The sequence below is a fragment of the Limnothrix sp. FACHB-1083 genome (assembly GCF_014696485.1).
In the GTDB taxonomy this organism is placed as follows: domain Bacteria; phylum Cyanobacteriota; class Cyanobacteriia; order CACIAM-69d; family CACIAM-69d; genus CACIAM-69d.
The window spans coordinates 310,046-336,475 of record NZ_JACJQD010000001.1; the positions used below are offsets into that span (position 1 = coordinate 310,046).

General features: G+C 55.2%; 16 protein-coding genes. 6 read left to right on the forward strand and 10 right to left on the reverse strand.

The annotated features are described in order from the left end of the window. The first annotated feature begins 359 nt into the window (after nucleotides 1–359). The 3 genes from H6F46_RS01230 (at nucleotide 360) to H6F46_RS01240 (ending at nucleotide 6,781) form a co-directional block, all read left to right on the forward strand. Entirely contained in the window at nucleotides 360–5,144 is a 4,785-nt protein-coding gene (locus H6F46_RS01230; protein WP_190356047.1) for a PAS domain-containing protein, read from the forward strand. 134 nt (nucleotides 5,145–5,278) lie between these two features. Next, entirely contained in the window at nucleotides 5,279–6,055 is a 777-nt protein-coding gene (locus H6F46_RS01235) for a Uma2 family endonuclease (protein ID WP_190356046.1), read from the forward strand. Between the two features lie 276 nt (nucleotides 6,056–6,331). Beyond that, entirely contained in the window at nucleotides 6,332–6,781 is a 450-nt protein-coding gene (locus tag H6F46_RS01240; protein ID WP_242027725.1) for a cupin domain-containing protein, read from the forward strand. A 190-nt stretch (nucleotides 6,782–6,971) separates the two neighbouring features. On the opposite strand, the gene gcvP is transcribed toward H6F46_RS01240, so the two are convergent. After that, complete coding sequence (gcvP, locus tag H6F46_RS01245) at nucleotides 6,972–9,899, reverse strand: aminomethyl-transferring glycine dehydrogenase (protein WP_190356044.1); 2,928 nt, start codon at nucleotides 9,897–9,899, stop codon at nucleotides 6,972–6,974. Nucleotides 9,900–10,395: 496 nt separating this feature from the next. Here gcvP and H6F46_RS01250 point away from each other — a divergent pair, with 496 nt between their 5' ends. Then, complete coding sequence (locus H6F46_RS01250) at nucleotides 10,396–12,681, forward strand: ATP-binding protein (RefSeq protein WP_190356043.1); 2,286 nt, start codon at nucleotides 10,396–10,398, stop codon at nucleotides 12,679–12,681. A gap of 107 nt (nucleotides 12,682–12,788) precedes the next feature. Here H6F46_RS01250 and H6F46_RS01255 read toward each other — a convergent pair whose 3' ends face one another. The 8 genes from H6F46_RS01255 to rsmD all read right to left on the reverse strand — a co-directional run bounded on the left by H6F46_RS01255 (nucleotide 12,789) and on the right by rsmD (nucleotide 23,274). Further along, nucleotides 12,789–14,318 (reverse strand): bifunctional pantoate--beta-alanine ligase/(d)CMP kinase, encoded by a 1,530-nt coding sequence (locus H6F46_RS01255; RefSeq protein ID WP_190356042.1) that lies wholly within the window; start codon nucleotides 14,316–14,318, stop codon nucleotides 12,789–12,791. Between the two features lie 154 nt (nucleotides 14,319–14,472). Beyond that, nucleotides 14,473–16,005: a hypothetical protein gene (locus tag H6F46_RS01260; RefSeq protein ID WP_190356041.1), complete on the reverse strand. Its 1,533-nt coding sequence runs from the start codon at nucleotides 16,003–16,005 to the stop codon at nucleotides 14,473–14,475. Nucleotides 16,006–16,091: 86 nt separating this feature from the next. Next, nucleotides 16,092–16,280, reverse strand: a complete 189-nt coding sequence (locus tag H6F46_RS01265) for a hypothetical protein (protein ID WP_190356040.1) — start codon at nucleotides 16,278–16,280, stop codon at nucleotides 16,092–16,094. Between the two features lie 101 nt (nucleotides 16,281–16,381). Further along, entirely contained in the window at nucleotides 16,382–17,281 is a 900-nt protein-coding gene (locus H6F46_RS01270; RefSeq protein ID WP_190356039.1) for an alpha/beta fold hydrolase, read from the reverse strand. A gap of 288 nt (nucleotides 17,282–17,569) precedes the next feature. Beyond that, nucleotides 17,570–18,211 (reverse strand): class I SAM-dependent methyltransferase, encoded by a 642-nt coding sequence (locus H6F46_RS01275; RefSeq protein WP_190356038.1) that lies wholly within the window; start codon nucleotides 18,209–18,211, stop codon nucleotides 17,570–17,572. A 108-nt stretch (nucleotides 18,212–18,319) separates the two neighbouring features. Further along, entirely contained in the window at nucleotides 18,320–20,095 is a 1,776-nt protein-coding gene (locus H6F46_RS01280; RefSeq protein WP_190356037.1) for an ATP-binding protein, read from the reverse strand. Between the two features lie 372 nt (nucleotides 20,096–20,467). After that, nucleotides 20,468–22,342 carry a TrkA family potassium uptake protein gene (locus tag H6F46_RS01285; RefSeq protein WP_190356036.1) on the reverse strand — a complete coding sequence of 625 codons (1,875 nt, stop codon included), beginning with the start codon at nucleotides 22,340–22,342 and terminating at the stop codon, nucleotides 20,468–20,470. Nucleotides 22,343–22,692: 350 nt separating this feature from the next. Next, the gene (gene rsmD / locus H6F46_RS01290) at nucleotides 22,693–23,274 is read right to left on the reverse strand and encodes a 16S rRNA (guanine(966)-N(2))-methyltransferase RsmD (protein WP_190356035.1); all 582 of its coding nucleotides are present in this window, start codon (nucleotides 23,272–23,274) and stop codon (nucleotides 22,693–22,695) included. Nucleotides 23,275–23,534: 260 nt separating this feature from the next. Here rsmD and H6F46_RS01295 point away from each other — a divergent pair, with 260 nt between their 5' ends. Continuing rightward, nucleotides 23,535–23,684 carry an isochorismate synthase gene (locus H6F46_RS01295; RefSeq protein WP_099531561.1) on the forward strand — a complete coding sequence of 50 codons (150 nt, stop codon included), beginning with the start codon at nucleotides 23,535–23,537 and terminating at the stop codon, nucleotides 23,682–23,684. A 952-nt stretch (nucleotides 23,685–24,636) separates the two neighbouring features. Further along, nucleotides 24,637–25,857 (forward strand): geranylgeranyl reductase, encoded by a 1,221-nt coding sequence (gene chlP, locus H6F46_RS01300; RefSeq protein ID WP_099531562.1) that lies wholly within the window; start codon nucleotides 24,637–24,639, stop codon nucleotides 25,855–25,857. Nucleotides 25,858–26,259: 402 nt separating this feature from the next. On the opposite strand, the gene petG is transcribed toward chlP, so the two are convergent. Beyond that, nucleotides 26,260–26,373, reverse strand: coding sequence for a cytochrome b6-f complex subunit V (gene petG, locus H6F46_RS01305; RefSeq protein ID WP_099531563.1), 114 nt, complete (start codon nucleotides 26,371–26,373; stop codon nucleotides 26,260–26,262). Between the last annotated feature and the right edge of the window lie 57 nt (nucleotides 26,374–26,430).

Genomic DNA, 26,430 nt, shown 5'->3' on the forward strand with positions numbered 1-26,430 from the left:
AGACACAATTGAAGTAGAACCTAAGTTCAAGTGCAGCTTGCCAATTGCCAATTCCTGGTGTGAGGATCCCGGCTTGCTCAGACCTGTTTCTGAGCCATATCCCTGAGTAATGTCCTTGGGGGATACCTTTGGTGATCTTTCCGAAAAACATTTCTTGGCGGTATTTCTGGAAAATTCGCTCGCCAGTTCATTGACTTGCAAGCGTCTGAGGAAGGCCGGGAGTTTCGGCAAATAATTGGGAAGCCTCGAAGGATTCTTGGGCGGTAATGGTGCTTGATTGCCATCACCCCAGCCTCCTAGTGCAAATGCAGAATAGAAGGTTCCGCCTATTCCAAACTGAGGTGCGGTTCGTTTTTGCTATGGCACTGAGTGAGACCTTTCTCGATCGCCCAGACATGGGCCACAGCGTTGAGCGATCGCGCGAACAGCGGGCAACGGAAACGGGAAATCTGGCCCAGCGAGTGATGGAGCGGTTGGCCCGGGGCGATCGCTGGCCGCGCATTGCCCAAGCCGCCCTGCACGATTTGCGGCTGCAGTTGGGGGTGGATGCGGTGTTGATTGCCCAGCGGATCCATAACCAAGCATTACAGGTGGTTTATGAATCTAGCCGCCCCGACGAGGACAGCCGCTTGGGTGGGGAGTTGCCGTTGCAGTTTCCGCTGCTGCCGATCACGGTGGTGGAGCCGGTGATTGGGGTGGCAGGGCCGCTGCAAGGGCGATCGCCCCTGCTGTCGCAACATCTCAAGGCCTTGCAAATTCAATGTTTTGTGGCGATTCCCATTGCTCCCCAACAACACCATTGGGGTTGGCTCATGGCCGTGCAGTCGGCTCCAGTACCGCCCCTGTCCATTTTTGCCCAGCGGGAATTGCAAGCGGTGGCCCTGTCGTTGGCGGTGGGCTTGCGGTTGGAAGGATTGGAGCAGGCCGCCGAAACGCAGGCGGCGGCGGCGGTTCCTGAGCCAGGGCTGTCGGAGTTGGCTGGATCCGACGGATCTGAAGGGGCGATCGAACCGAATCGCTTACAACTTGGATCGACCAAACCAGAATCTATCAAACCAGAATCCGGCAAACCGGAATCTAGCCAACCTGCCCTTGATCGCCCCTGGAACCGATCGCACCTCCCAACCTTGGCCGCCACCGATCGTGCCTTGATTTATCGCAATCCCGATCGCGATCGGGTCAGTCAGTCCATTGCCCAAGCCTTGCGCCTGACTGAATCGCGCTGGATGGCGGTTTTTCGACTTAATCCTTCTCCTGGCCTAATTTTGGATGGAGGAGGTTTGATTTTGGAAGCCAATGAAGCCTTCACGCGCTTGGCCGGCTATTTGCCAGCGGAAGTGCAAGGCCTCAGCGTGCAGTCACTTCAGGGATTTTTGCGCGATCGGGACTATCAACAAATTCGCTCCACCATCCAAACCGGTCGCTATTACCAGTCGCCGGAACTGGCGATTCACGATCTCAACGGTCAGCGCAAATTGGTGCAACTGTCTGCCGCCCCGATCGAGCTGGACGGGCAAGCCTGTTTGTTCTTAGCCTTCCAAGACATCAGCGACCTCCAGCGCCGGGAAGCCATGTTGCGGGCCTTGGTCGAAGCCACCACCAGCACCGGCAAAGCCTTTTTTGAGAACTGCGTGCGGCTGCTGGCAGAATCCCTGGGCGTTCGCTATGCCTTTCTCACCAGCGTCATGGATCATCGATGCCACCAAGCGGAGGTGTTGGCCTGGTGGAATCAAACGGAATGGGGAACCAGTTTTGCCTATTACTGGACCCATCACCCCTGTGCGATCGTCTTTGGTGGCCAAACCTACACCTGTGGGCAAAGTTTGCAATCCCAATTTCCCCAAGGAACCAACCTGCGCAACCTGGGAGCCGAAAGCTATGCAGGTGTGCCCCTCCAAGACTCCCAAGGCACAACGATCGGGGCCTTGATTGTGATGGATACGCAGCCGTTGCCCGAGGATCCCAACCACATCACCATTTTGCGAATTTTTGCGGCCCGGGCTGCGGCCGAGCTGGAACGGCAGCGGGCAAACCGCGCGATCGATCGCCTCAACACGGAATTAGCGACCCGCGCCGCCGAACAGTCCACCGACCTGGCCCACAGTCAACACATGCTGCAAAAAATGGCCGACGCGAACCCCAACATGGTCTATCTTTACGACCTGACCCAGCACCGCACCCTCTACATTAACCATGCGGTGCAGGATATTTTGGGCTACACCCCTCGGGAAATCCAGGCCATGACCAGCGCCATGGTGGTGCGCCTGGTGCATCCCGACGATTTTGAGCGCTTGGCCCATCACTACGACACCGTTTTGAGCTGCACGGATGGGGAAATTTGCGAGCGGGAATATCGAATGCAGCGATCGGACGGGGAATGGCGCTGGCTCTTTGAACGGTTAACGATCTTCTCGCGCGATCGCCAAGGTCATCCCACCCAACTGCTGGGCAACATTGCAGACATCACCCCCCTCAAGGCCGTTGAAGGAGCCTTGCGCCAACTGAACGAACAGCTAGAACAGCGCGTTCAGGAACGCACGGCCCAACTGGCCGAAAGCCAGCGGTTTGTGCAGCAGTTGGCCGACTCCACCCCCAACTTGCTCTACCTCTACAACCTGTTGGATCAAGAGTTGGTCTATGTCAATCAAGCGGTGGAAACCCTGCTGGGCTACTCAGTGCCGGAAATTCAGCGGATGGCCCAAGGCTCCTTTGTGGATGTGCTCCACCCCGATGACTGGTTGGCGCTGCTGCAATATGGGCGCACCTGTGCGCGAACTGAGGTGGGCCAGGTTTTGGAGCGGGAATATCGAATGCGTCATGCCAATGGAGAATGGCGCACCCTCAGCAGTCGGGAAACGGTTTTTAGCTGGGATCAGCAGGGGCGACCGCAACTGTTGTTGGGAACGGCCAACGACATCACGGATCTGAAACGGCTGCTGGAGGTTTTGCAACGGCGATCGCACCGCGATCGGGTCTTAGCCAGCCTATCCCAGCAGTTTTTGAACGAAGATATTGGCATTGCCCTGGCCACCACACTGTCCACGGTGGTTTCCGCCCTGCATCTGAGCCATGCCTGGTTTTGTTCGCGGCCGGCCGCCGGTCAGCCCTGGAGCCTGGATGGCTATTGGTTGCGGCCCACGGATCAGGTGGCTTGTCCGCTCACGCCGGATCCCTCAACACTGCTGTTGCCGTTGGATTGGTTGGGCGATCGCCTGGATCGCGCAGAACCAATTCTGTTGCCCGATTCTGCGGATCGCTCAAATTCCCTGAACGCTGCCATTGACCACTGGTTAGCCGAACAGGGCATGAGTTCGATCGGGGTGTTACCCATTCACTACCGCAGTGAACTGGTGGCTTGCTTTGTCTTGGCCATGAACCAGCCCGCCGCCTGGGAACCCGGCAGCATCAAATGGGCCCAGCAAGTCGGCACATTAATGGCCATGGCCCAATCCCGCGCCACCGCCGAAGCCGCCCTGCGCCAAGCCAAAGAAGCCGCCGACTTGGCCAACCGCGCCAAGAGCGAATTTTTAGCGAACCTCAGCCACGAAATTCGCACCCCCATGAACTCCATTTTGGGATTTTGTGAACTGCTGCAACGGGAAGCCCGAGACCCCAAAACCCGATCGTGGCTTCAGGTCATGACCCAAAGCGGGGAAACCCTGTTGGCTTTAATTAACGATTTGTTGGATCTCTCAAAAATTGAAGCGGGAAAACTAGTTTTGCACTGGGGCCCCATTCGGCCACGCTTAGTGTTGCGTGAGGTGGCGGAAATGTTTACGGTGGCGGCCCAACAAAAAGGCATTCAGGTGCAGGTGGCCGTGGCCGATCGAATCCCTGAGTTGATCACCTTTGACTCCGTGCGCCTCCGACAAATTTTGGTCAACTTGGTGGGCAATGCCGTGAAGTTCACCGAGCGTGGCCATGTCACAATTTCCCTGCAAACCATCCCCAGCCATGCGGTTCCCCAGGCGGCCAACAACCCCGATCGCCCAGCGCCACCGCCACCGCCGCCCACTCATCCCACGTTTGTTAATCCCAACTTTACGGGACAACCCAACCCCGAAGCCCTTCCGGAACCCGCGCTCAATCTGCGGTTGACGGTCACAGATACGGGAATTGGCATTGCACCCGACCAGCAGGCCCGAATTTTTGAAGCCTTTATTCAAAGCGAAGGGCAGTGCGAGCGAGAATATGGCGGCACAGGGTTGGGACTGGCGATCGTCAAGCGGCTCACGGCCATGCTGGGGGGCACAATCCAAGTACGCAGCACCTTGGGGCGAGGCAGCCAGTTTTGTTTGTACTTTCCGGCGGTTCCGGTGGTTCCAACACCGATCGCGGGGCGATCGAACCCGCATCCCATCGCCCCCGACCCACCCCACAACCCAGAAACCCTAGAGACTTGGAGAGGGTTAGAGAATTTTGAAGACTGGATGCCGCAAGCACCATGGAGATCAGAGCCGAAATTTGCACCGGAGCCGGAACCCAACCTAACAACGGAGTCCACGGGAGATCCGGCACTAGCGTTCAAGGCGTTAAATTTTGAACTGACCCCAGCGCTAGCCCCAGAATTACCCGCAAAATCACCCCCAAAATTACCCGCCCAACCGCCTACAGAACCGCCGCCCAACGGCCCCAACCCAGCCCAACCCTCAATCCCAGCCACCACCCTGACAAACTCGGGGGCAGACCATCCCTCCATCCTGGACATAGCGCTGAAAGCTGCCTTGCAACAGGCCGCAGAGCAACCCCCGCCGCCTCTGGCCCCAACGGATTTAGCTGCACAAAGCCGGGCGATCGCCCCAATTCAGCTCACCGACGCGGCCCCCAATCCCCTGGTGGTGCGATCGTGGCTCTTGGTTTATGAAGGATCCCTGCGCCAAACCATGACCCTGCGCCAGATGCGCGGTTTTGTGGAGCAGTTGGCCCAATGGTCGGCGGCCAGCGGCACAGAGCCTTGGGTTGCCTGGGCCAGTCAGGGCCAAGAGGCACTCGATCGCCTGAACACCGCTCAAATTCTGAATATTTTGGACGGTTTACACACCTTCGCAGATCAGCAAAATCTGCTAACCGCAGACCCTGCGAACCATTGCCCCACCAGCGCGATCGGGAACCCCATTGGCAACACCTACCCAAAACCCAACTAACAGGATCACAATCTTGATTAGAGACCTGATTGAGAGCTGACTTGCAAAGAGAATCTATATAACAGCAATAACAGCAGCGATCGCGTTTTCGGCCAGCAAAGTGAGAGCAGATCAGAGATCCTAGGAGGCGATCGATGACCTTAGCAATTGACAAAACTACAGCTCCGCCACCAGTGCCTCACTGGAAACAGCACGACGCAATCTGGGAAAACTACAACGCAACTTGGGCGGATTACCTAGCGGTTCGTGACGTTCACTCAGGTTGGCAAAAAATTGCATTTCATCACGATTGGTTGTGGGTCAATATGGGATTTGAAGGGCCGAATCATGCGGCGTTTAGCGATTTAATGACGGCTGTTTTCTTTGTTTGGGCATTTCTCCATCCAGAAGTCACCCTGCAATCCTACGGTCGCTGCCTACTGGAATCGCCGGAAACTCACGCCTGTTCGCCCGATTTGGTGCTCTATCGAGGAGATAATATTCCCCAGTGGCAACCGGGCCAGCCGCGTCGAATTAATCTGCAACGCGATCGCCGGCCCGACTTGGTGGGCGAAATTGCGGACACCACCCTCAGCCTAGATTTGGATGAACAAAAACAGCTCTATGCGAGTTTAGGGATTTCTGAATATTGGGTGGTTGATGTTAAGGGGTCGCGGATTTTTGCCTTTGGTTTGGATGAATCGGGTCACTATCGATTGTTGGAACAATCACAGGTGTTAGCCGGTTTGCCGATCGCCCTTCTAGAACAAACCCTGGAGCGACTGGCCACGGAAACCAACACGGCCGCTGCGGCTTGGTTCATGCAACAACTGCAAACGCCCCCTAGCAGTCCAGATACTACCCAAACGACAACCGAGAATACTGAACCGCAATCCTCTGTCGAAAATCCATCCGAGCAAAGCCCAATTTAACCGCCAACTGCTATTACATGGAATGTTGATCTTGCCTGCTTGGCGTTGAAACTGCTTGATCGATTTGGAAAGCCCGTAAACCCTAAAAAATGATTTTTTAATCTGCTGGCGGTGATTGAAGCCACGATTCAAAAAATCCACGAGGGTACGATCGATCAGTTTCAGTGTGATCCAAAAACAGCTCGTCTGGCTTCAGTTCATATATCATCCTAGAGAGTCCAGATCATGAACCCCGAAAAGCCACCTGCCTTGATCAGAGCATCTGAAATTGATGCAATGGATGCAGTCAAATTCCAACACCCCCTGAATCCCAATTCAGAAATTGATTTGCGGTTTTTGGGTCGGGTAGCTGGCCTCAAACAGATTGGCATCACGATCGCCCGAGTGCCGCCTGGCAAAGAGTCGTTTATTTACCATGCCCACCAAACCGAAGAAGAGTGGGTTTATATTTTGTCGGGTCGGGGCATTGCGGAAATTGGTGAGGTGGAATACGAAGTGGGGCCCGGAGACTTCATGGGGTTTGGTATTCCGCAACAGCCGCACCACTTGCGTAACCCCTTTGATGAAGAGTTGGTTTATCTGATGGGTGGCGAAAATAAACCCTTAGATATGGCTATTTTTCCGAGGGTGGGCAAGCGGGTTATTGGCGATCAAACCTCGGCTTATCTGCTAGATGAATCAGCCTTGGAGTTGTTTTGGAGTAGCGATCGCCCCGAGGATGATTAGCGGAAATTTCTAAATTACTGAAAACCCTGGCAGCCAGAACAATAGCCGTTTCAGTCTTCTTGATAAAGATAACAATCAACCCTAGGAAATCGGTTAATCAGCCCTAAACCGATTAGGAATCATGGGCGATCGCATCCGCCCAAGGTTGATCGGGCTTGATGATGCGATCACCCACTAGTTCCAGGTGGTTTTAGCTGGGTTCGGCGTAGGCCTCCATGGGCAGGCAGGCGCAAACCAGGTTGCGATCGCCCCAAGCGTTGTCGATCCGGGAGACCGGCGGCCAGTATTTCACCTCGCGTGTCCAGGGGGCGGGGTAGGCTCCCTGCTCGCGGCTGTAGGGGCGATCCCAGTCAGCCTTCAGCAGCACATCGGCGGTGTGGGGTGCGTGCTTCAGGGCGTTGTTGTCGCGGGGCATGGAGCCGGATTCGATCGCCCGGATTTCTTCCCGAATTGCGATCAGGGCATCACAGAAGCGATCGATCTCGGCTTTCGATTCGCTTTCGGTGGGTTCGACCATGATCGTGCCCAACACGGGCCAGGAAACAGTGGGGGCGTGGAAGCCATAGTCCATCAGCCGTTTGGCGATGTCGTCCACTTCGATCGCCGCCGATTGCTTCACGCCGCGCAGATCGAGGATGCATTCGTGGGCTACGAAGCCGGCCTCACCGCGATAGAGCACGGGGAAATGGCGATCAAGCCGGTGGGCGATGTAGTTGGCGTTTAGGATCGCCAGTTCCGTGGCCCGCTTCAGGCCGTCCGCGCCCATCATCCGAATGTACATCCAGGAAATGGGCAGAATGCTGGCGCTGCCGAAGGGGGCCGCGGACACCAAGCCGATCGAGCCGTCGCCCGTGGGGGCCTGGGCGATCGCCTGCCAATCGGTGGGGGGCAGGAAGGGAGCCAGGTGCTCTGCCACCCCGATCGGCCCCATGCCGGGGCCGCCGCCGCCGTGGGGAATACAGAAGGTTTTGTGCAAATTCAGGTGGCACACATCGGCCCCGAAATCGCCGGGACGACAGAGGCCCACTTGGGCATTCAGGTTTGCGCCGTCCATGTAGACCTGGCCGCCCCGATCGTGGACGATCGCGCAGATTTCCCGAATCGCCGTCTCAAATACGCCGTGGGTGGAGGGATAGGTGATCATCAACGCGCCCAAGCGATCGGCGTGTTGGTCGGCCTTGGCCCGCAGGTCGTCGAGGTCGATGTTGCCGTTGGCATCGCAGGCCACCGGTACCACTTGCAGCCCCACCATCACGGCGCTGGCGGGGTTCGTGCCGTGGGCCGACTGGGGAATCAGGCAAACGGTGCGATCGCCCTGGCCCCGGGCCGCGTGGTAGTGGCGAATGGTCAGCAATCCGGCGTATTCCCCTTGGGAACCGGCGTTCGGTTGCAGGGACACGGCCGCAAAGCCGGTAATTTCCGCCAAATCCCGCTCCAGCTCCTCAAACAGAATTTGGTAGCCGGCCGCCTGCGATCGGGGCGCGTGGGGGTGCAGGTTACCAAACTCCGGCCAGGTGACGGGAATCATTTCCGCCGTGGCGTTCAGCTTCATGGTGCAAGACCCGAGCGGAATCATCGATTGATTCAGGGCCAGGTCTTTGGCTTCCAACCGATGCAGGTAGCGCAGCAGCTCCGTTTCGCTGTGGTAGCGGTTAAAGACCGGGTGGGTTAAGTAGTCGCTAGTACGCGATCGGGTCAGGGCGGGCGGTTCGATCGGTTGCAACCCGTCGCCGCCAAAGATCTTGATCAGTTGCTCCAAATCCTGCTCGGTGGTCGTCTCATCCAGGCTGAGGGCGATCGACCCGTCGGGCAAGTAGCGCAAATTCACCTGGCGCACTTCGGCGGCAATTTGCACCTCGGCGGCCGATCGGTGGGGCGATCGCGCCGTGGGTTTCAGGGCGATCGTATCGAACAGTTGGGCCGTTTCCGCCACCTCGTAACCCAGATTTTGTAGCGACTGGGCCAGGCTGACGGTTTGGTGGCGCACCCGCTGGGCGATCGCCCGCAAACCCGCCGGCCCGTGGTAGGTGGCATACATGGCCGCCATCACCGCCAACAGCACCTGGGCCGTGCAAATGTTGCTGGTGGCCTTGTCGCGGCGGATATGTTGCTCTCGGGTTTGCAGCGACAGGCGCAGGGCCGGCTTGCCCTGGGCATCCTTGGAAACCCCGACGATCCGGCCGGGCATTTGCCGCTTGAACCGATCGCGCGTCGCAAAAAAGGCCGCATGGGGGCCACCATAGCCGAGGGGTACACCAAACCGCTGGGAACTGCCGATCGCAATGTCTGCGCCCCAGTCCCCCGGCGGCTCCAGCAACGTCAGGGCCAACAGATCCGTGGCCACCGTCACCAGCGCATCGGCGGCGTGGGCCTGCTCCACCAGTTGGCGGTAGTCCTCGATCGCCCCCAAAGTGGTCGGGTATTGGACGATCGCCCCGAAAATGCCCTGGGCCGTCCAGTCTTCCGCCGTCAGCGATCGCCAGTCCGTGACGATCACCTCAATCCCCAGCGGTTGAGCCCGGGTTTGCAACAAGGCGATCGTTTGGGGATGGCAACCGCGATCGGCCACAAAGGCCCGCGCCGTTTTCGATTTGGTCGCGCCGTAGCTGAGGGCCATGGCTTCCGCCGCCGCCGTCGCCTCATCCAGCAAGGACGCATTAGCGATTTCCAACCCAGTCAAATCACAAACCAGGGTTTGGAAATTCAGCAGCGCTTCCAGCCGACCCTGGGCAATTTCCGCCTGATAGGGCGTGTAGGCCGTGTACCAGCCGGGATTTTCCAACACATTCCGCTGAATCACGCCGGGCACAATACAGCCGTAGTAGCCCGTGCCAATAAACGATCGCCAAGTTTGGTTTTGGCTGGCAATTTCCCGCAGTCGGGCCAGGGCCGCCGTTTCCGTCATGGCCGGGGGCAACTGGAGCGATCGATTCAGTCGAATATCTGCCGGGATTGTTTTGTCAATTAATTGATCGATCGACTCCAGCCCCATGGCCTCCAGCATGGCCGCCGTTTCGATCGCGTCTGGCCCAATATGCCGCGCTGCAAACTGATGGGGATCCGCGATCGGGGATGTTGCCCCTGGGGCGATCGATTGCGAAACAAATCCGCTAGCCACGTTTTTAACCTCCTACTGCAAGAGCCAGGCACAAACCCAACCACCCAACATGCCAAACCATCCATCAAACACCGAATGGCCACCAGCAGCAATATTCGCCGGCCGTTTCTATTTTGATGCCTTTTGCCCAAAGCTCCAGGGCCGCCGGATTCCATCCTGAAGGGGCGATTGAGTCTGCGGGCTTGGCTGGCAAAAAGCCGAGTCTAAGCAAGCAACAGCGCTTGGGAATTTAAAAACTCCTTAAATCTAAACAAAATGAGTCAATTCCAGCAAATTTAAACTTCAAAACTTCCAAAGAACTTTCAAATTAGCCTAAATTTCTTGGGTCACAATCGAAGTCAGATGGTATCCTGGCATACCAATTGTTGTGTGAAGCGTCGTTTGCTGAGCATCTGTCTGGGATGTTCTGCCGTGGACTCGCAGCGCGATCACGCCTTCCCTAGTTTTTTCCAACTGACGGTCTACAACTATTCATTTAGGAAAGTGGATGGCGGCTATGACGATGGTTCAACATCAACAGCGATCGAGTGGTGCGGCCAAAGGGGCAGGAATCCGCAAAGGTGCTTGGATTCGCCTCAAGTTTTTGTTAATTATTCCGTTTTGCCTGGAAGTGGGCTTGGCTGTTGGTCTCAGTGCCTATTGGTCGATCCAAAATAGCCGCCAGGCCGTTGGTCGAATGGTGGATCATCTGGAAAACCACACGGTTGAAACGGTTGAATCTAAGTTGTTACAGGAGTTGCGACAGCCTCATCAAATCAATGCCATCAACGCCCAGCTTCTGGCTCGGGATGTGATCTCCTCCGAAGACTTGGGAGCCATCCAACAGCAACTCTGGCAGAGTATGCGAATTTATCCCGGCATGACCTACATTAACTTTGCCAATCCTCGAGGGTTGTTTGTTGGGATTGAACGGCTGAGTAATGGCGATTTGGTATCAGAGGTAATTGATCCCCAACAGCATTCGGGCAAGGTTACACGATCGCTGTTGGACAGCAATGGACAGGTTAAAAAGCAACTTGATTTGTATGATTATGAGCCGCGAACGGACGACTGGTATTTAGCAGGTGTTCGGGCCAAAAGTCCCACCTGGAGTTCCATTTATACCTGGGAGACCGGTGAACCCACCAAGCGGCTGGCGGTGTCTGCCAGCTACCCCGTTTATAGCGAAAAGAATCGATCGCTCAAGGGCGTGATTGGCATTGATTTTCTGTTTGATGCCTTGCAACAACAACTCCAAGCCCTCCACATTACCCCTAATGCCAGGGTCTATTTGTTGGAGCGAGACGGTAAGGTAATTGCCGCTTCTACGGGTAATAGCTTCTCGCAAGAAAGCGGTTCCATTCAGCGCCTGTCGATGGATAACACCAACGATCAGGTCTTGAAATCTTTGGGGGGTCTGGTGCGGGCCAAAGATGGGCAGCTTTTGCAAAATGTGGAGCTGGAAACCCCCTTGCAAGATCAGCCTTATTTTGTGCGATCGGCCAGTTGGAATGGTTTAGAGGGCTTAGATTGGCAAATCCTGTTGGCCATCCCCCGATCGGACTTGACCCGGGAAGTGGATCGCAGCACTGAACAAACCATCTGGATTTGTGCCTTGGCCGTGGCGGGATCGGTGGTGTTGGGAGTGGTCACCACCCGGACGATTAGCCGGCCCGTGCAGCAGTTGGCCGAAGCGGCGGAACGGTTTGCGATCGATCAAAAACAAACCCTACCGCCCCGATCGCCGATTGTAGAACTCAGTGCGCTCTCCCATTCCTTTGATTCCATGGGTCGGCAATTAAAAGCCTCCTTTGAAAAATTGGAACAGGCGAACGAGCACCTGGAACAAGCCAATTTGGCCTTGGAGCAGCGCGTGGAAGAGCGCACCCGTGAATTGTCGGCCGCCCTCACGGATTTGAAGGACACGGAAGCCCAACTCATTCAGACTGAAAAGATGTCCAGCTTGGGCCAAATGTTGGCCGGAATTGCCCACGAGATTAATAATCCCACCTCGTTTGTCTATGGCAATTTGGACTATGTTCAGGAATATATGAACGGGTTGCTAACGCTGCTGGAAATGTATCAAGCAACCTATCCCCATCCCCCTGAAGAAATTAGGGATTACCAGGATGATTTAAACCTCGATTTCCTGGTGGATGATTTGCCAAAGGTGGTGCGATCGATGCGCGAAGGCACAGAGCGAATTCGCAATATTGTGCATGATTTGCGGAATTTTTCGCGCATGGATGGCCAGGAAATGCGCCGTGTGGATTTGCACGAAGCCCTCACCAGCACCCTGATGATTCTGGGGCATCGATTAAAGGGCAATGGCTCATCGCCCACCATTCATGTGGTGACGCAATACGACGAGGCTTGGCCCGTGGACTGTTACCCCGGTTTGATGAGCCAGGTGTTTGTGAACTTGCTGGTGAATGCGGTGGATGCGCTGGAAGAGGCGGCGTTGCGGGGCCAATGTCCACACCCAGAAATTGTGATTTCCACGGAGGCGCGATCGGGCGATGGTTTGTTTGTGGTGCGGATCCGGGACAATGGCCCCGGGATTCCGGAATCGGTGCAGCAACGGATGTTCGATCCCTTCTTTACCACCAAGCCGGTGGGCCGCGGCACGGGGCTGGGCCTGGCGATCGGGTATCAAATCGTGGTGGAAAAACACGGCGGTCAACTGATTTGCACCACGGATCCCGCCTGGGGCACGGAGTTCACGGTGGCGATTCCCGGTCAACGCGCTGCCCCCGGTTCGATCGCCCCAGCCACCCAAGCATTGGTCACCGTCGCCGCCTAAAATTAGGGCCTGTCATCGGATTTTGAACCCAAGGGATCGCGCCTACTCCGCCCCGGAGATGATCGCCAGTTGCCTCGAATCGAAATTCAGCCCCAGGATGACAGCCCCTAAGGAACCCGCGCCACAATCGCTTGCACCACTTGCTCGATCGTCATGCCATCGGTGACCAACTCCCAAGCGTCAATTGCCTTAATCATGGGGGCCACCGCACGGTTGCTGTCTTGGTGATCGCGCTCGGTGATGGCGGCTTCCAGGCTGTCTAGATCGGGCAGGTCGGTTTGGCCCCGATCGCGCCAATCCTGTAGTCGTCGCTTGGCCCGCTCTCGGGGGGTGGCGGTCAAAAAGATTTTCACCTCCGCCTCGGGAAAAACATGGGTGCCAATGTCGCGCCCTTCGGCCACCAGGCCACCACAGCGCCCGATCGCCCGTTGTTGGGCCACCAAGGCCCGCCGCACCTCCGCATGGGCCGCCACCACGGACACCTGGGCCGTAACGGTCGGAGTCCGAATCAAACTGGTCACCTCTTGACCATTGATCCAAACGCGCTGTTCGCCACCGGGGGTCACCGGTTCGCCAAAGCGGATGGTGCAATCGGCGGATAGCTCGGCCATGGCCAGGCGATCGGCGGGATCCAGACCCCGATCGAGGGCCAACCAAGCCACCGATCGATACATGGCTCCCGTATCCAAATAAAGCAACCCCAATTGTTGGGCCACCCGTCGGGTTACGGTGGACTTGCCCGCGCCCGCTGGCCCATCGATCGCCACAATCGGCCGGCGCGTTTGCAGAATCACATTGTCAATCAGGCGGGCCGATCCCACCTGGGCCGCCACCGCCAACAGGCCCGCCTGCTCCAGGGTTTGGAGAGGCGTGAGGGAGTCGGGATCCACCAGCTCGGCATAGTCCAGGCTCAGGCCCGGCGCTTGGCTCAGGGTCGATCGCACCGGTTCCAGCAGGGCCGCCGCCGATCGCTCGCCGGCCTGGAACTGGGCGATCGCCCCTTGCAGACTTTGGAAAATGACCAAGGCCTGCTGTCGTTCCGGAGCGCTCAGGTATTGGTTACGGGAACTGAGGGCCAAACCGTCGCTCTCCCGGACGATCGGGCAGGTAATCAGCTCCACCGGCAGGTTCAAATCCGCCACCAACCGCTGCAAAATCGCCACCTGCTGGGCATCCTTCTGGCCAAAAAAGGCCAAATCAGGCTGCACCACATTCAACAGCTTGGTCACGATCGTGGTTACCCCTTGGAAATGCCCCGGCCGCGATCGCCCACAGAGCACGTTGGCCAAACCGTCCGGCGGCACTACTTGGGTCAGTTCCGTGCGATCGGCCACGCCCAATGCCGCAGGCGTGGGGACAAAGACCAAATCCACGCCCGCCGCTTCGCAAAGGGCCAAATCCGCCGCCAAATTTCGAGGATAGCGCTCCAGATCTTCTTGGGGGCCAAATTGCAGCGGATTGACAAAGATGCTGACCACCACCCGGCCACATTGCGATCGGGCCCGGGTCATCAGGCTGCGATGGCCCTCGTGCAGGGCCCCCATGGTGGGAACCAAGCCGATCGTGATGCCAGCAGCGCTCGATCGAAACAATTCCATTGCGCAGCGCAAGGCCGCCACAGTTTTCACCACTTGCATACATCACCTGCCGCTTAACCGTTGCTCAGCGCTTTGCCCAACGACAGTTTAGTTAAGCATGTTCGTTAAGCGTGAGTTAAGAAATTTCGGTTGCGATCGGCTGGTCTGTGCTGGCTGGGTTTGGACTGAGCAAAATCCAAGCTGCTGAGCAACATCAAAGCTTGGGCTTACCCGCCTTGAGCCGCAACTGCTCCGTTTCCTGCAAAATCTGCAACGAATCCGCCCGATCGCGCGATCGCTTGATGTAGCTCAACTTCAGCTCTTCCAACAAATCAAAAATCAGCTCTTGCAACTCCTGCTGAGTTTTGGGTTCTGCCAATCCCTGACGAAACGCAGCCGAAGCATCCTCGACTAATTTTTCAAGCAACTTTTCCGCCTCAGGATCAGCAACCGCAAAGGTTTTGTAGGCCTTTTGGGGCACATTAGTGGCAATGGCCGATAGATTGGCCGCAATTTGCCCCGCCAATTGATTTGAAAAATTGCTGAATCCCGGCAAAGCTCGCAGGGCTTGATAGGTTGGCGTGCGAGCCAAAACCGACTCCATTTGATAGGCCAAAAGTTTGGCTAAATCTTCTTGAATTTCTGGCAAAACGCGATAGAGACTCAGTTGCAAAACGCGATCAAAAATCGCCTGAATCTCGTTCACATCATTCACTTCCACATAGGGATTATTCGCCACATCCAAAATTTGCTGGGACAGGCTGCCGGATTTCACCGAACTCTGGAGGCCATAGATAAATTCCAGCACCACCACTTCCGTCAATTCTGAAGCAATACCCACCAAAATTCCTCGGCTGATCAGGGCCCGAATGGGTTCCAGATTGGGAAATTGCGCCTTGTTGCTACGAATCACCACGGGAATAATACGCAACCAACGGAAGAAGGGACTAATGAACAACAAATCCCACCAATGGCTGAAGGCGGCGGCTTGCCAACTGAGGGCAGAATAGCGGCGACGAATCCACAAAGTCCGCACCACAAATTCCACCGCAAACAGAATGACAAAGGGCGTATCTAAAATTCCAAAATAGTCGGCGGGTCGCCCGTCTTCTCCAATGCTGCGGAAATAGTTACTTTGCAGTTGGAACCGAATTTCCCGATCAAAAAATCGGAGTTCCCGGGTCCAAGTGCGCGAACGAAGATAGTCAACACTCCAAAAGGTGTCAAAGGCGCGTTTGGAGGACTCCACGCCCAGTCGATCGCGCATTCGGTTTTTAATAATTTCCAGGCTACCGGTGCGATCGGACAGGGTAAAAGGATTTTGGTTAATCATTTCCTGGCTGCGATCGCGCAGATCCGCCAGCAGGGGCGACACCTGAGGCGAGTCAACTCCCCCGCGCTCCAGCACCGTCACCAATTGATCAACCACTTTCAGGTAAGCCTGGGTTTGACGTTCCGGCTCAATCCCAACGATCGGGTCATAAAACAGCCGCACTTCTCCCGGCGGCCCCACCACCTGGCCCAGCAGCGGAACTTCCGTGCCCCAATCTCGCACCAGCAGGGCCGCGCGCAAATACCACGATCGCAGCGGCACATAGGTCATGTGGAACGCCACCAACATCAAGTTCAGCCAAGCCACAAGGATCAGCAGCCGCTCAGTCCACAGCACCAAATGCCAGCGCCTCACAAACTTGACAGCTTTGGCGCGACGGTTCGATCGGGAGGTGGAAGATGGATTGGCAGTCATGCGATCAGCGGCCAGCTCAGAGCTGTGTTTCGTAATTTGCGCGTCATTGGCAAGTGGTCGGCACTGCGCTCGCACAGCACCTATCCCTAAACCTGCCTGTTGGTGAACGTTGCGGCTGCTTCACCCGGGGCGACCCCGATCGCCGGGATGGCCTGGGGCTGATTCCAAAATGCGGGAACAGCCGATCGCCCTGGGGTCGGGTTGCTCATTGCATCGGGCCCGTCCATATTGCCATTGGGCCCGGCTTGGCGGTGAACTTGACTTGAATTTTGCAAGGTTTTGCAACGCGATCGGCCCGGCCGCCGCGTGAATTAGGCACAACGGGCCCTCATTGCGCAGCTAATCAAAGGTTAAAGTCAAAAATTTTCTGCCCCACTCAGGCCATTTGACTCAGCCAGTTGACGATCGCCGAGTTGACAACTTCGGGACGCTCATCATGGGGACAATGGCCCGTCTTGGGAATTGACACAAACGTCACCCGATCGCCCGCCGTTTTCGCCAAATTCTGATAGATTTTGGCTCCCTGAATCGGTGTCCAAGGATCCGTTTCTCCCCACAACACCAACAGGGGCCCGGCAATTTGCGGCAGCAGCGTTTCGGGTTTGGGGCCCGGTGGTGCAGCCAAAATCGAGGCAAAGGTTTCGTATGCGCCCTCATCCTCGGAAGGTTCATGCAGCAAATCCACCAGTTCCGGCGTAACGGCCTCTGGGTTGCCATAAACCTGCTTGAGCGTGCCGCGAATCCGGTGTTTTTGGCGAATTTGATTGAACATAAACCGCCCAATGCCTGGAGTATTCACCACTTGGGCAAACGTACCCATCACCAACCGCAACACCGGGTTTAATTCCTCGGGGCGGTGATTTAGCCCCCCGGCACAGTTCAGCAACACCGTTCCTCGGGTACGTTCCGGAGCCGCCGCCGACAACATCAGGGCCAACAGTGCCCCGATCGAGTTACCCACCCACAGGGCTGGCTCTTGGATGAATTCAGCCCAAAAATCCAAAACCAAATCTTGCCAAAGCTCCATGCTGTAATCGATCGGGGGCTTTTGGGAACCGCCGAACCCCAACAGATCGATCGCATAGACCCGGTAGCCGGCCGCGGCCAGCACGGGGATATTCTTGCGCCAATGGCCGATCGAAGCCCCAAACCCATGCAACAGCACGATCGGCTGGCCGCTGCCCTGGGCTAACCATTGCACTCGGTAGCCACGCCACAGCCAGGTTTGAAAGGCCTCCTGGGCCAGGGAGTCAGTCGGGGAAACCAGCGCAGTCATAGGGCTTCGGGTTTTCTAAAGTGCTTTACAAATGGGTGAAAGGGCCAGGCAACCGCAACCCAAACCGGCATCGCTCAGACAGGCTTCAGGTCAGCTTTCGATGCCCCGGCTATGGATCCAGTGGGCAATCGGATCGGCCATCTTGCCCCGTTATCGCATCGCAGCCTGGGGTTGCGGCCTGATTGGCTTCGTTAAATTCGATTGTAAAGAACTGTAACCGATCGTGCTGGATTTAAAACGCAAAAATCCAGAAAAGATCCTGAAATTCGCTCATCAATCCTCAAAAAACTAGGCCGGCTTGAGGCCAATCAATAGCGCCATTTCCAACCATTTCCAATAGCAATCGACCTGCTGAAAACCAATATCTCGAAACCATTGAAGCTGCGTTTCAACATCTAACAATTGGTTCGACGGATCATCTTCTTCCGGTCGATAGCCAATGGCTTGCAAAAACTGCTCATGAAGCTGGGGCGTTGGCGAAGCCACATGTTCCAAGTTGGCAAAAATGCCCCCCGGCTCCAATCGTTGAAACACCTCTTGATAGAGCGATTGCTTGCGATCATGGCTGAGGTGATGAATCGCAAAACTCGACACGATCGCATCAAATCGCCCCAACTCTGGCAAGGCTGTATCGAGATTGTGGGCCACCACCGTCACCTTGTCATCGGCCCCAAAGCGATCGCGCACCGCCGCCAACATCGTTTCCGAAAAGTCCAGCGCCACGCCTGCCGCCGCCGGGCGATCGACCTTAAGCAATGCTAGTAGTCGCCCATTGCCCGTACCCAAATCCAAAATTCTACGCACGGTTCGCGGCACTTGTTCCAGCAGGGCCGCTTCCCCTTCAGTGCGACGCGGAATTCGATCGGCCCGGGCCAAATAACTCAGGGCGTGGTCTGTGGATTGCCAACGATTTACAGAAATTTCAGTCATCGAATTGATGTAACTTGATGCGCTCAACTCATGCACCAAGTGTATACACCAAACCCATGAACCAAACCCATACACCAGATTCATGCACCAGATTCATGCGCTGGATTACTATGCCAAAGCCTTTTCCAGAACTGGTTTCACAGTGTCCTCGGTTTCCAATTTTTGTCGAATCGGCAACTCAATTTGAATGGTAGTTCCTTGACCCGGCGCTGAAATCACTTGAATTTGTCCTTCATGTTGCTGCACCACCTGATAGGCGATCGCCAAGCCCAAGCCCGTTCCCTGCCCGATCGGCTTAGTGGTGAAAAACGGGTCGAACAACTTACTTTGAATCGCTTCTTCGATTCCTGGGCCATTATCGGCAATGCTCAGTTGCACCCATTGAGAATCAATCACTCGAGTGCTGAGCGTAATTTCAGGATGGAGGATTGATTCATCACTCAAAACATCGATCGCATTGTCTAACACATTCATGAAAACTTGATTGAGCTGTGCTGGATAGCATTCAACTTCCGGCAAATCGCCATAGCGCTTGGTGATTTTAATATCATCCTCCAAGCGACAATGCTGTAGGCGATAGTTCAACATCAAAAGGGTATTTTCTAGACCCTCATGCACATCAACGGTTTTGAGATCTGCTTCATCCAACCGCGAAAAATTGCGCAGCGACACCACGAGTTCTCGAATTCGTTCTGCACCCGATTTCATGGAAATGAGTAGTTTAGGCAGATCTTCGATCACGAATTCCAGTTCTTCGATTTTTTCTTCCATATCAACATCGGCTACTTCCTGGGGATATTTTTCCTGATAATATTTCACCAAATAAATCAGATCCGAAACATACTGATCGACATAGCCCAAATTGCCGTAGATAAAGCTAATGGGATTGTTAATTTCATGGGCCAAACCGCCCACCAACTCTCCTAGGCTAGACATCTTTTCCGTTTGCACCAATTGCAGTTGGGCCGCTTGCAAGTCTCGCGTGTAGTTTTCCACCCATTCAATCAATTGATTCACGGATTGGGCCAAGGTTCCCACTTCGTCAACGGTCGTGACATCGGCCCGCAACCGGGTGTTGGCATCGTGGGTCACCTGTTGGGCAAGGCTGGCCAGATCTTCGATCGGTTGGGCGATCGTGCGGCTGGTGTAATTACCGAGCAACACCGACACCAACAACGCCAGGAAAATACTCCCGATCGCCATCATCAGCCGAAAGTTTTCGGCCTCGCGCCGTTCCTGAACCGCAGTCAATAGTTCTTGATTGGCATCAATGTTTAAGGACTCCAAAACATTGGTGAAAGCAATGAAGTTATTAAATTCTTGACTGCGGAGCAGTTTGCCAATTTCCGCATCAACCTTGTACTGATTTTTGACGCTGCCGGTCAGCGGTTGAATAACTTCAATAGATCGCTGAACAAATCTTGAAAACTCTGACACCACCGTTGCATATTGCTTAAAGGCAGTTCTATTTTGGGTGAATAGGGGCCGATCATCGATGGCCATTCCCTCTGTTAAATCGCTGACAGTTTCAATTCGTTTGATCAAAGCTTGACCGGCTTTGCGAAAGGTGACCGGATCATGGGTAAAGGGACTCAAGGACTTTGCGGGCAAGTTGGACAAAATATTAATTTGTAAATCCAACAGTCGCTTTTGATCTTCGCGATATTCCGCTAATTTTTGGTCGGCGGCCGCTTGGTAATGATTACCAATCAGAATTCCAATTGAGGCCCCAATGATTGGAATACCCAACGCAACCAGATAACCACTGGCAATTTTGGAGCGAATAGCGGTTGGTTTGAAGTTAATCACGGCTGTTTTCCACTGCTGAAGCTGAAATTGAAGCTGCTTGGCCACAGAAAGGAAAGATAAGCTAGAAGAGGCCATGGGGTTTTAGTAGAAATTTGCGTACTGATGAAAGCTGAATTGCGCCCTGGTGTCCCTGATAAACTGCGGATCTTTCAGAATAAAGGAAAGTGACAGATTAAAGATCTGATTAAACATCGACTGAAGCGGCTGACTTTGCCCAGTCCTAAGTACAAATACATATTTGTTTTTGTTATTAATTTTTTCTTAATTATCTGATGCTCCTGATCATACCGCAGTTATTAGGCCCCTGTAACGGGCTATGGATCAAGTTGGGTTGCAGACACGATTTCATTGCCACCACTGATGGCGATGAAAATCAGGGGAACTTCATGAAAACTATGCAAAATACAGCGATCACGCCGTTTTTGGGCGGTGGCACAAGGGGGAGTTTTAGCGATCGATCCGTCGAAATTGCTTGTCGTGATGTTGATTCAGAATTCGATCGCTCGCCAAACGCCATAACCGATCGAGGTAACAGGCGGGAATGGAAAGATACAGAACATCGTGGGCCCCCAAAACGGTTCGCAGCAGTTCCCAGCCGTGGATGGTGGCGTGGTCGGGGCGTTCCAGGTATAGCGGCACAAAGTCGAGGTGAATGGCCGCAGTTTCCACATCCAGACCGCAAAGGGGATGGAGCGGAGTAATCAGGGTTCCGAGGGCCACCCACAGCCGATCGCCCGTGACCCCGCTGCCCAAGATCCGCCCTCCCAAGGCGGCCGCCGCAAAGGCCGGCGCAGCAAGCTCCACGGGACTGAGCACCGTTTCAAATTCAAAAACCTGCTGCATCATCATGGCCGATTGGGGATCCTGATTGCGCAACACAATTGCCAGCCGTGGGGCGATGGTGCGGGCATTTAGCCCAATCTCCAGGTTAGCCAATTCATCTTGAGTTGTGGTTAGGAGCGCCTCAGCACGCTCAACCCCAACGGCAACTAAGGTTTCTGGCAGGGTGGCATCCCCAATCACCACGGGGATTTGCAGCGATCGGGCGGTGGCCAAAAATCGATTATGGGGATCTTGTTCAATCACCACCACTTCGCAACCTTGGGCCCGCAGTTCCCGGGCGGTTTTGAGGCCCAAACCTCCCAACCCGGCCACAATGAAGTGGCCGCGTTTGGGCAGCCGCACCACCTCCAAAACCTGCTGAAACCGAGTTCCCAAGATGTAATCGTTCAGCAGGGCATAGCAAATCCCGACAATGCCAGCGCCCACCAACATCAACAGAGCGGTGTAGATTTTGAGGGCATCGGGGGCCCGATCGAGCATATCTTCCTTGCCGCCGGCCCCGGTAATTGTGCCCACGGCAAAATAGAACGCTTCAATCAGCGATAGATGGGTGTTGGCAGCCACGTCATAGAGAATGGTGGACACCACAATCGCCAGCAATAACACCACAAAGGCGATCGCTGCCGGGCGGCCTTGGTGACCCAAGCGCCCCAAACCATCAAGAAAACTTTGTAGCCGTTGGCGACGTTTCAGTTGGGACGGTCGGCGCGTGGGGCGCGTGGCCACAATCAGCCGATCGCCCACTTGCAGTTCCCGGGCCAGGCTGAGGGCGGCCACCAAGTTGGGGCGATCGGCAAAGCGCACATCGCCTCGTGGCTCATCGGGATAACCCTGAAGATCCCGGGGAAAATCGCGTGCGGCCTCGCGATGGGCCTCGCGATGGCCCTCTCGGTGTGGGTCTTCTGCTTCGTAACGATGGCTCACTCGATCGACTGGCGTAACTGGCAAATAGTCGATCAGCATCCGATCCCGATCGTCCCACAGTTCCGAAAGCCGTCGCCCCAGCCAGGGATGGTCAAAATCGATCGCCTCTTCCCGCATCGGCCAAAGGCGATCGAACAGTCGCACTTGCCCGATCGCCCGACTGCCCAAGGCCGCAAACACAAACGCCGGAGCCGCCAAGGCCGACACGCTCAAACTATTGTGATCCGCCAAGGTGGAATCCAGGCGATCGCCCAACTGAGCGTTATAGAGGCGATGCACCACCCGCAAATTTGGGTTTAACAACCGCGCCTGCATCAAGATCGCTAAATTCTGCGAGTCCCGATCGCCCACCAACACCAGAGTTTGGGCCGTGGCAACCCCCGCTGACAGCAACACCGCCGCCGAAGTGGGATCCCCCACCACCACCTGCGCATTGTTCACTCCCGGCAAAGGGCGATCGCTAATGCCCGTGACCGCCGCCCCCTGCTGGTGCAACAAATTAAAAACCTTGTAACCCGTGCGCCCCAAGCCACAAATGATAATTCGCGGTTTCATGGCCCCCGGACAGACAGCGGCGATCGCTTCACACGCTGGGTTTCCAACCATCGAGTATGGTGCAGCCGTTGCCGCCGTTGCTGTGTGCCAGACTACCTGTTGCGGCCTACGGAACTGATTGAAAGCGATTGAGTCATCGTTTCTGTACAAAATCGATCCAAAAAGACCGACACCAGCGGGGCTACACCAAAGTCAACCCTGTAGGGGCGTACGGCCGTACGCCCCTGCCCGGATTTTCTCGGTCTTAAGTTGAAGCCAATGATCAACGCCCACACCGTCGGATCTCAACAGGACAACCACGCAAGTTTTGGAACAAACACCATCAGCCAAAGTCATTTCACAAAGTCATTTCAGCCAAGGTTTTGGGTCTCCTCGATCTCAATCGCTTCAGACCAGCCATAAAAAGCCAGGGCACAGTTGCCATAGGTCTTGACCCGATCGCACCGGAGCTGGCCCACCTGAAGCGGCGGCTGCCACTGTCGAGGATTAAACTCAACGGCACATTCACCCGCCTCCGCCAACAATTGCGCCTCAGCCACAACCTGCAAAACCGATTCATATAGATCACCGGCATAGGGCGGATCGAAATAGATGCGATCGAACCGTTGGCCCCGCAACCGAGCCAAGACCCGTGGCGCATCTCCCCGCACAATTTCAAACCGTTGGGGCGATCGGGCAATGCGTTGCCAATTGTCTCGAATCACTCCGCAGGCTTGGGGCAACTGTTCCACCCCCACCACCAAAGCCGCCCCCCGCGCCAGGGCCTCCGCGCCCATGGATCCAGATCCAGCGCAAATGTCCAGCCAACGACAACCCCCGATCGCTCCTTGCCAAATTTGAAACAACGCCTCCCGCACCCGCGAAACAGTCGGCCGAGTTGTTTGGCCAGGCAGCGTTTTCAGCGATCGGTTACCGTAAATCCGAATGGCCATAGAACAGGTTAACGACAGCGAATTCTAAAGGAACATCTGAGCAGTTACTGAGGGGACTTGCAAAGCTGGCAAGTCGCTAAGAATTGTTTGAAATTCTCAATTTCCAGGAAGTTCCTGTGCAAAATTAGCACACAAAACATTGAGAAATTCATCGAAATTCATCGATTTATCACGGAGCGATCCCAGCTCTCAGGAAACTTCCCTATGCTGAAGGTAAGCCATTTCATTCCCTCTTAATTGATGGAGCCGGAGGTTAGGTTATGCAATTCTGGACTTCGCTCTCATCCTCAATGCAATACGTCTTGGAAGGCTTTGGTGAAATTTTCGCGCCCGACCACGACGACTATCCCGCAGTTGGCGTGCAGCCTTTTGAAGATGAACCCTATCTCGGCTCCAATTGGACTGAATAGCCCAGAGAGCTGATCCTCAAGGGTTAAGTTAAGCGTTTGGTCACCTGCCTCGCGCTCGTTGGTTTTTCTCCTCGTCGTGACTGAATATTTAGGGGTATTGGGACTCCTCTAGGAATGAGGTTCTTAATGGGTTCAGTGGCGATTCCTCGCCATTAATTGGCTGACTCATGTGGCTGATTCATGTGGCTGATTCATGGGCGATCGACTGCTGAACCCGGTTGATGAATATCAAACTAAGCGATCGAGGAGCGTCCAGTTCCTCGATTTATTTTTTGTATCTTTTTATCTTTTTGTGCTTATTTGTGTCTATCTGCACCTGTTTACGACTATTTGTGCTTGTTTTTAGCTGATTTTTGCCCATGCCCTTAGGTCTCTTGGCGGGCCCCCAGTCAACCATCGCCCTAGCCCCCGGCCCGTTGCTCCATTCCCGAGGCTTGATGGCCCGAAAACCCAGCTCATAGATCTCAATGTTGGTTAACGGGGGGTATCAGATCGTTAAACTCTGTTGCATTCTCGTTATAGAAGCTTGGGGCACGCCCAGCCACAGGAAACCACCGTGATAGGATGACATCCAATCTTTGGGCGGCCAGAGCGGTTTTTGCGGTTTATTGCCCCCTTTCGCCTCTGCTTATCCGTGGGCAGCGCGGTGAATGATCCAGTCAGTAATCGACGGGTGATCCAACGGTTATCGGACAGTGACGGGTTAATCCGTTCAGTAGACGGGGAAACCCCAACGGCGGCAGTAATCCACGTTAATCGCGTGGCTTTGGAGTCCAGAACAAAATCGCAAGCCTTCTCAAAGCTCCTCGCCTTGATTGAATTTTGAGTTCTGAATTAGACCCCTCTGTGAGCCGTTGGGCAGTGCGGTTGGATCTAAGGCGCGATCGAAATTTCATCAGGACGAGGGTGATGTCGAAGCCTCAGCCACACGCGTAATTAGGAGAAGCTGTTCGTGTTACGGGTTGCTGTTGTTGGCGGCGGGCCGGCCGGTTCCTCAGCCGCAGAAACGCTCGCTAAAGCTGGAATTGAGACCTATCTGTTCGAGCGCAAGCTGGACAACGCCAAGCCCTGCGGCGGCGCAATTCCCCTATGCATGGTTGGTGAGTTTGAACTTCCGCCGGAGATTATCGATCGCCGCGTGCGGAAGATGAAGATGATCTCACCGTCCAATATTGAGGTGAACATCGGTTCAACCCTCAAGCCTGATGAATATATCGGTATGTGCCGCCGGGAAGTCCTGGACGGGTTCATGCGCGATCGGGCGGTGAAGCTGGGGGCGAACCTGATTAACGGCACGGTACACAAGCTGGAAATTCCCAGCAGTGACAAGGCTCCCTACACCCTGCACTATGCTGACCACTCCGATGGTTCGGTGGCGGGCGTGGCCAAAACCCTGCAAGTGGATTTGGTGATTGGGGCTGATGGGGCTAACTCCCGGATTGCCAAGGCGATCGACGCGGGGGACTACAACTACGCGATCGCCTTCCAAGAGCGAATCCGTCTGCCCGAAGACAAGATGGATTACTACCAGGACTTGGCGGAAATGTACGTCGGTGACGATGTTTCCCCCGACTTTTACGCCTGGGTGTTCCCCAAATATGACCACGTGGCAGTGGGCACGGGCACAATGCGCGTGAACCAAGCCCGGATCAAGGAACTGCAAGCGGGCATTCGGGCCCGAGCAGCCAAGCGCCTCGAAGGTGGGCAAATCATCAAGGTTGAAGCACACCCGATTCCGGAACATCCCCGCCCTCGTCGGGTGGTGGGTCGTGTGGCCCTGGTGGGTGATGCGGCCGGTACGGTCACCAAGTCTTCTGGCGAAGGGATTTACTTCGCGGCCAAGTCGGCTCGGATGTGTGCAGAAACCATTGTGGAATTTTCCAACAAGGGCCAGCGCGTCCCCAATGAAGCAGATCTGAAGCAGTATCTGAAGCGTTGGGACCGGCAGTATGGTGCAACCTATTTGGTGCTGGATCTGCTGCAACGGGTGTTCTACCGTTCCGATGCGACGCGCGAAGCCTTTGTGGAAATGTGCGAAGACATCGATGTGCAAAAGCTGACCTTTGACAGCTATTTGTACAAGACGGTTGTGCCTGCCAATCCGCTGACTCAACTGAAGATTACGGCAAAGACGATCGGGAGTTTGCTGCGGGGTAGTGCCCTGGCTCCCTAGTCCAGCTTCCTGAGACGAAGCCGGATTGAACTGAAGATTCATCAGCGCTCGGCCTTGGGGCTGGGCGCTTTTTAATGAGCAAATATTTTTAATGAGCAAATAAATGGACAAATAATTGTGATCATGAGGAAGTAGTCATAATCAAAGGCCGTAGTGGGCATTGCCTACCTCATCATTGCTCCATGGCATCTACGATATGTCGCACCAAGTGTTTTGGGTAAAGGCTGTAATTCATGATCAAAAAAGTGTGGAGACCTGCTTAAAACAGGCCTCCACTGCATTGCTGCTGTGAATACAGCGATTGAATTAAGTTTGGAATTGCGATCGCAAGGATGCGCGAATGCCAAACACAGGTTCAAATTGAATGGGACGATCGAGCGGGTCGATCGGGGCCAAATCAACCTACAGATCGAACTGATTGCCGCGACGATATTGCTGATAGGCTGCGAAAAACAGGCCACTCAGCGTCACCAAAATCAGACCCAAGACAATACCGAGCAAGCGAGGTTCGATCACGGCGGATTCTCCTTCCCTAAATCGTCTAAAACATTAAGTCATTTTTAAAGCACTTAG

Coding starts and splice junctions, on each gene's coding strand:
- H6F46_RS01230 (WP_190356047.1), top strand. CDS start 360: ATGGCACTGAGTGAGACCTTTCTCGATCGCCCAGACATGGGCCACAGC.
- H6F46_RS01235 (WP_190356046.1), top strand. CDS start 5,279: ATGACCTTAGCAATTGACAAAACTACAGCTCCGCCACCAGTGCCTCAC.
- H6F46_RS01240 (WP_242027725.1), top strand. CDS start 6,332: ATGGATGCAGTCAAATTCCAACACCCCCTGAATCCCAATTCAGAAATT.
- H6F46_RS01250 (WP_190356043.1), top strand. CDS start 10,396: ATGACGATGGTTCAACATCAACAGCGATCGAGTGGTGCGGCCAAAGGG.
- H6F46_RS01255 (WP_190356042.1), bottom strand. CDS start 14,318: ATGCAAGTGGTGAAAACTGTGGCGGCCTTGCGCTGCGCAATGGAATTG.
- H6F46_RS01260 (WP_190356041.1), bottom strand. CDS start 16,005: ATGACTGCCAATCCATCTTCCACCTCCCGATCGAACCGTCGCGCCAAA.
- H6F46_RS01270 (WP_190356039.1), bottom strand. CDS start 17,281: ATGACTGCGCTGGTTTCCCCGACTGACTCCCTGGCCCAGGAGGCCTTT.
- H6F46_RS01275 (WP_190356038.1), bottom strand. CDS start 18,211: ATGACTGAAATTTCTGTAAATCGTTGGCAATCCACAGACCACGCCCTG.
- H6F46_RS01280 (WP_190356037.1), bottom strand. CDS start 20,095: ATGGCCTCTTCTAGCTTATCTTTCCTTTCTGTGGCCAAGCAGCTTCAA.
- H6F46_RS01285 (WP_190356036.1), bottom strand. CDS start 22,342: ATGAAACCGCGAATTATCATTTGTGGCTTGGGGCGCACGGGTTACAAG.
- rsmD (WP_190356035.1), bottom strand. CDS start 23,274: ATGGCCATTCGGATTTACGGTAACCGATCGCTGAAAACGCTGCCTGGC.
- H6F46_RS01295 (WP_099531561.1), top strand. CDS start 23,535: ATGCAATTCTGGACTTCGCTCTCATCCTCAATGCAATACGTCTTGGAA.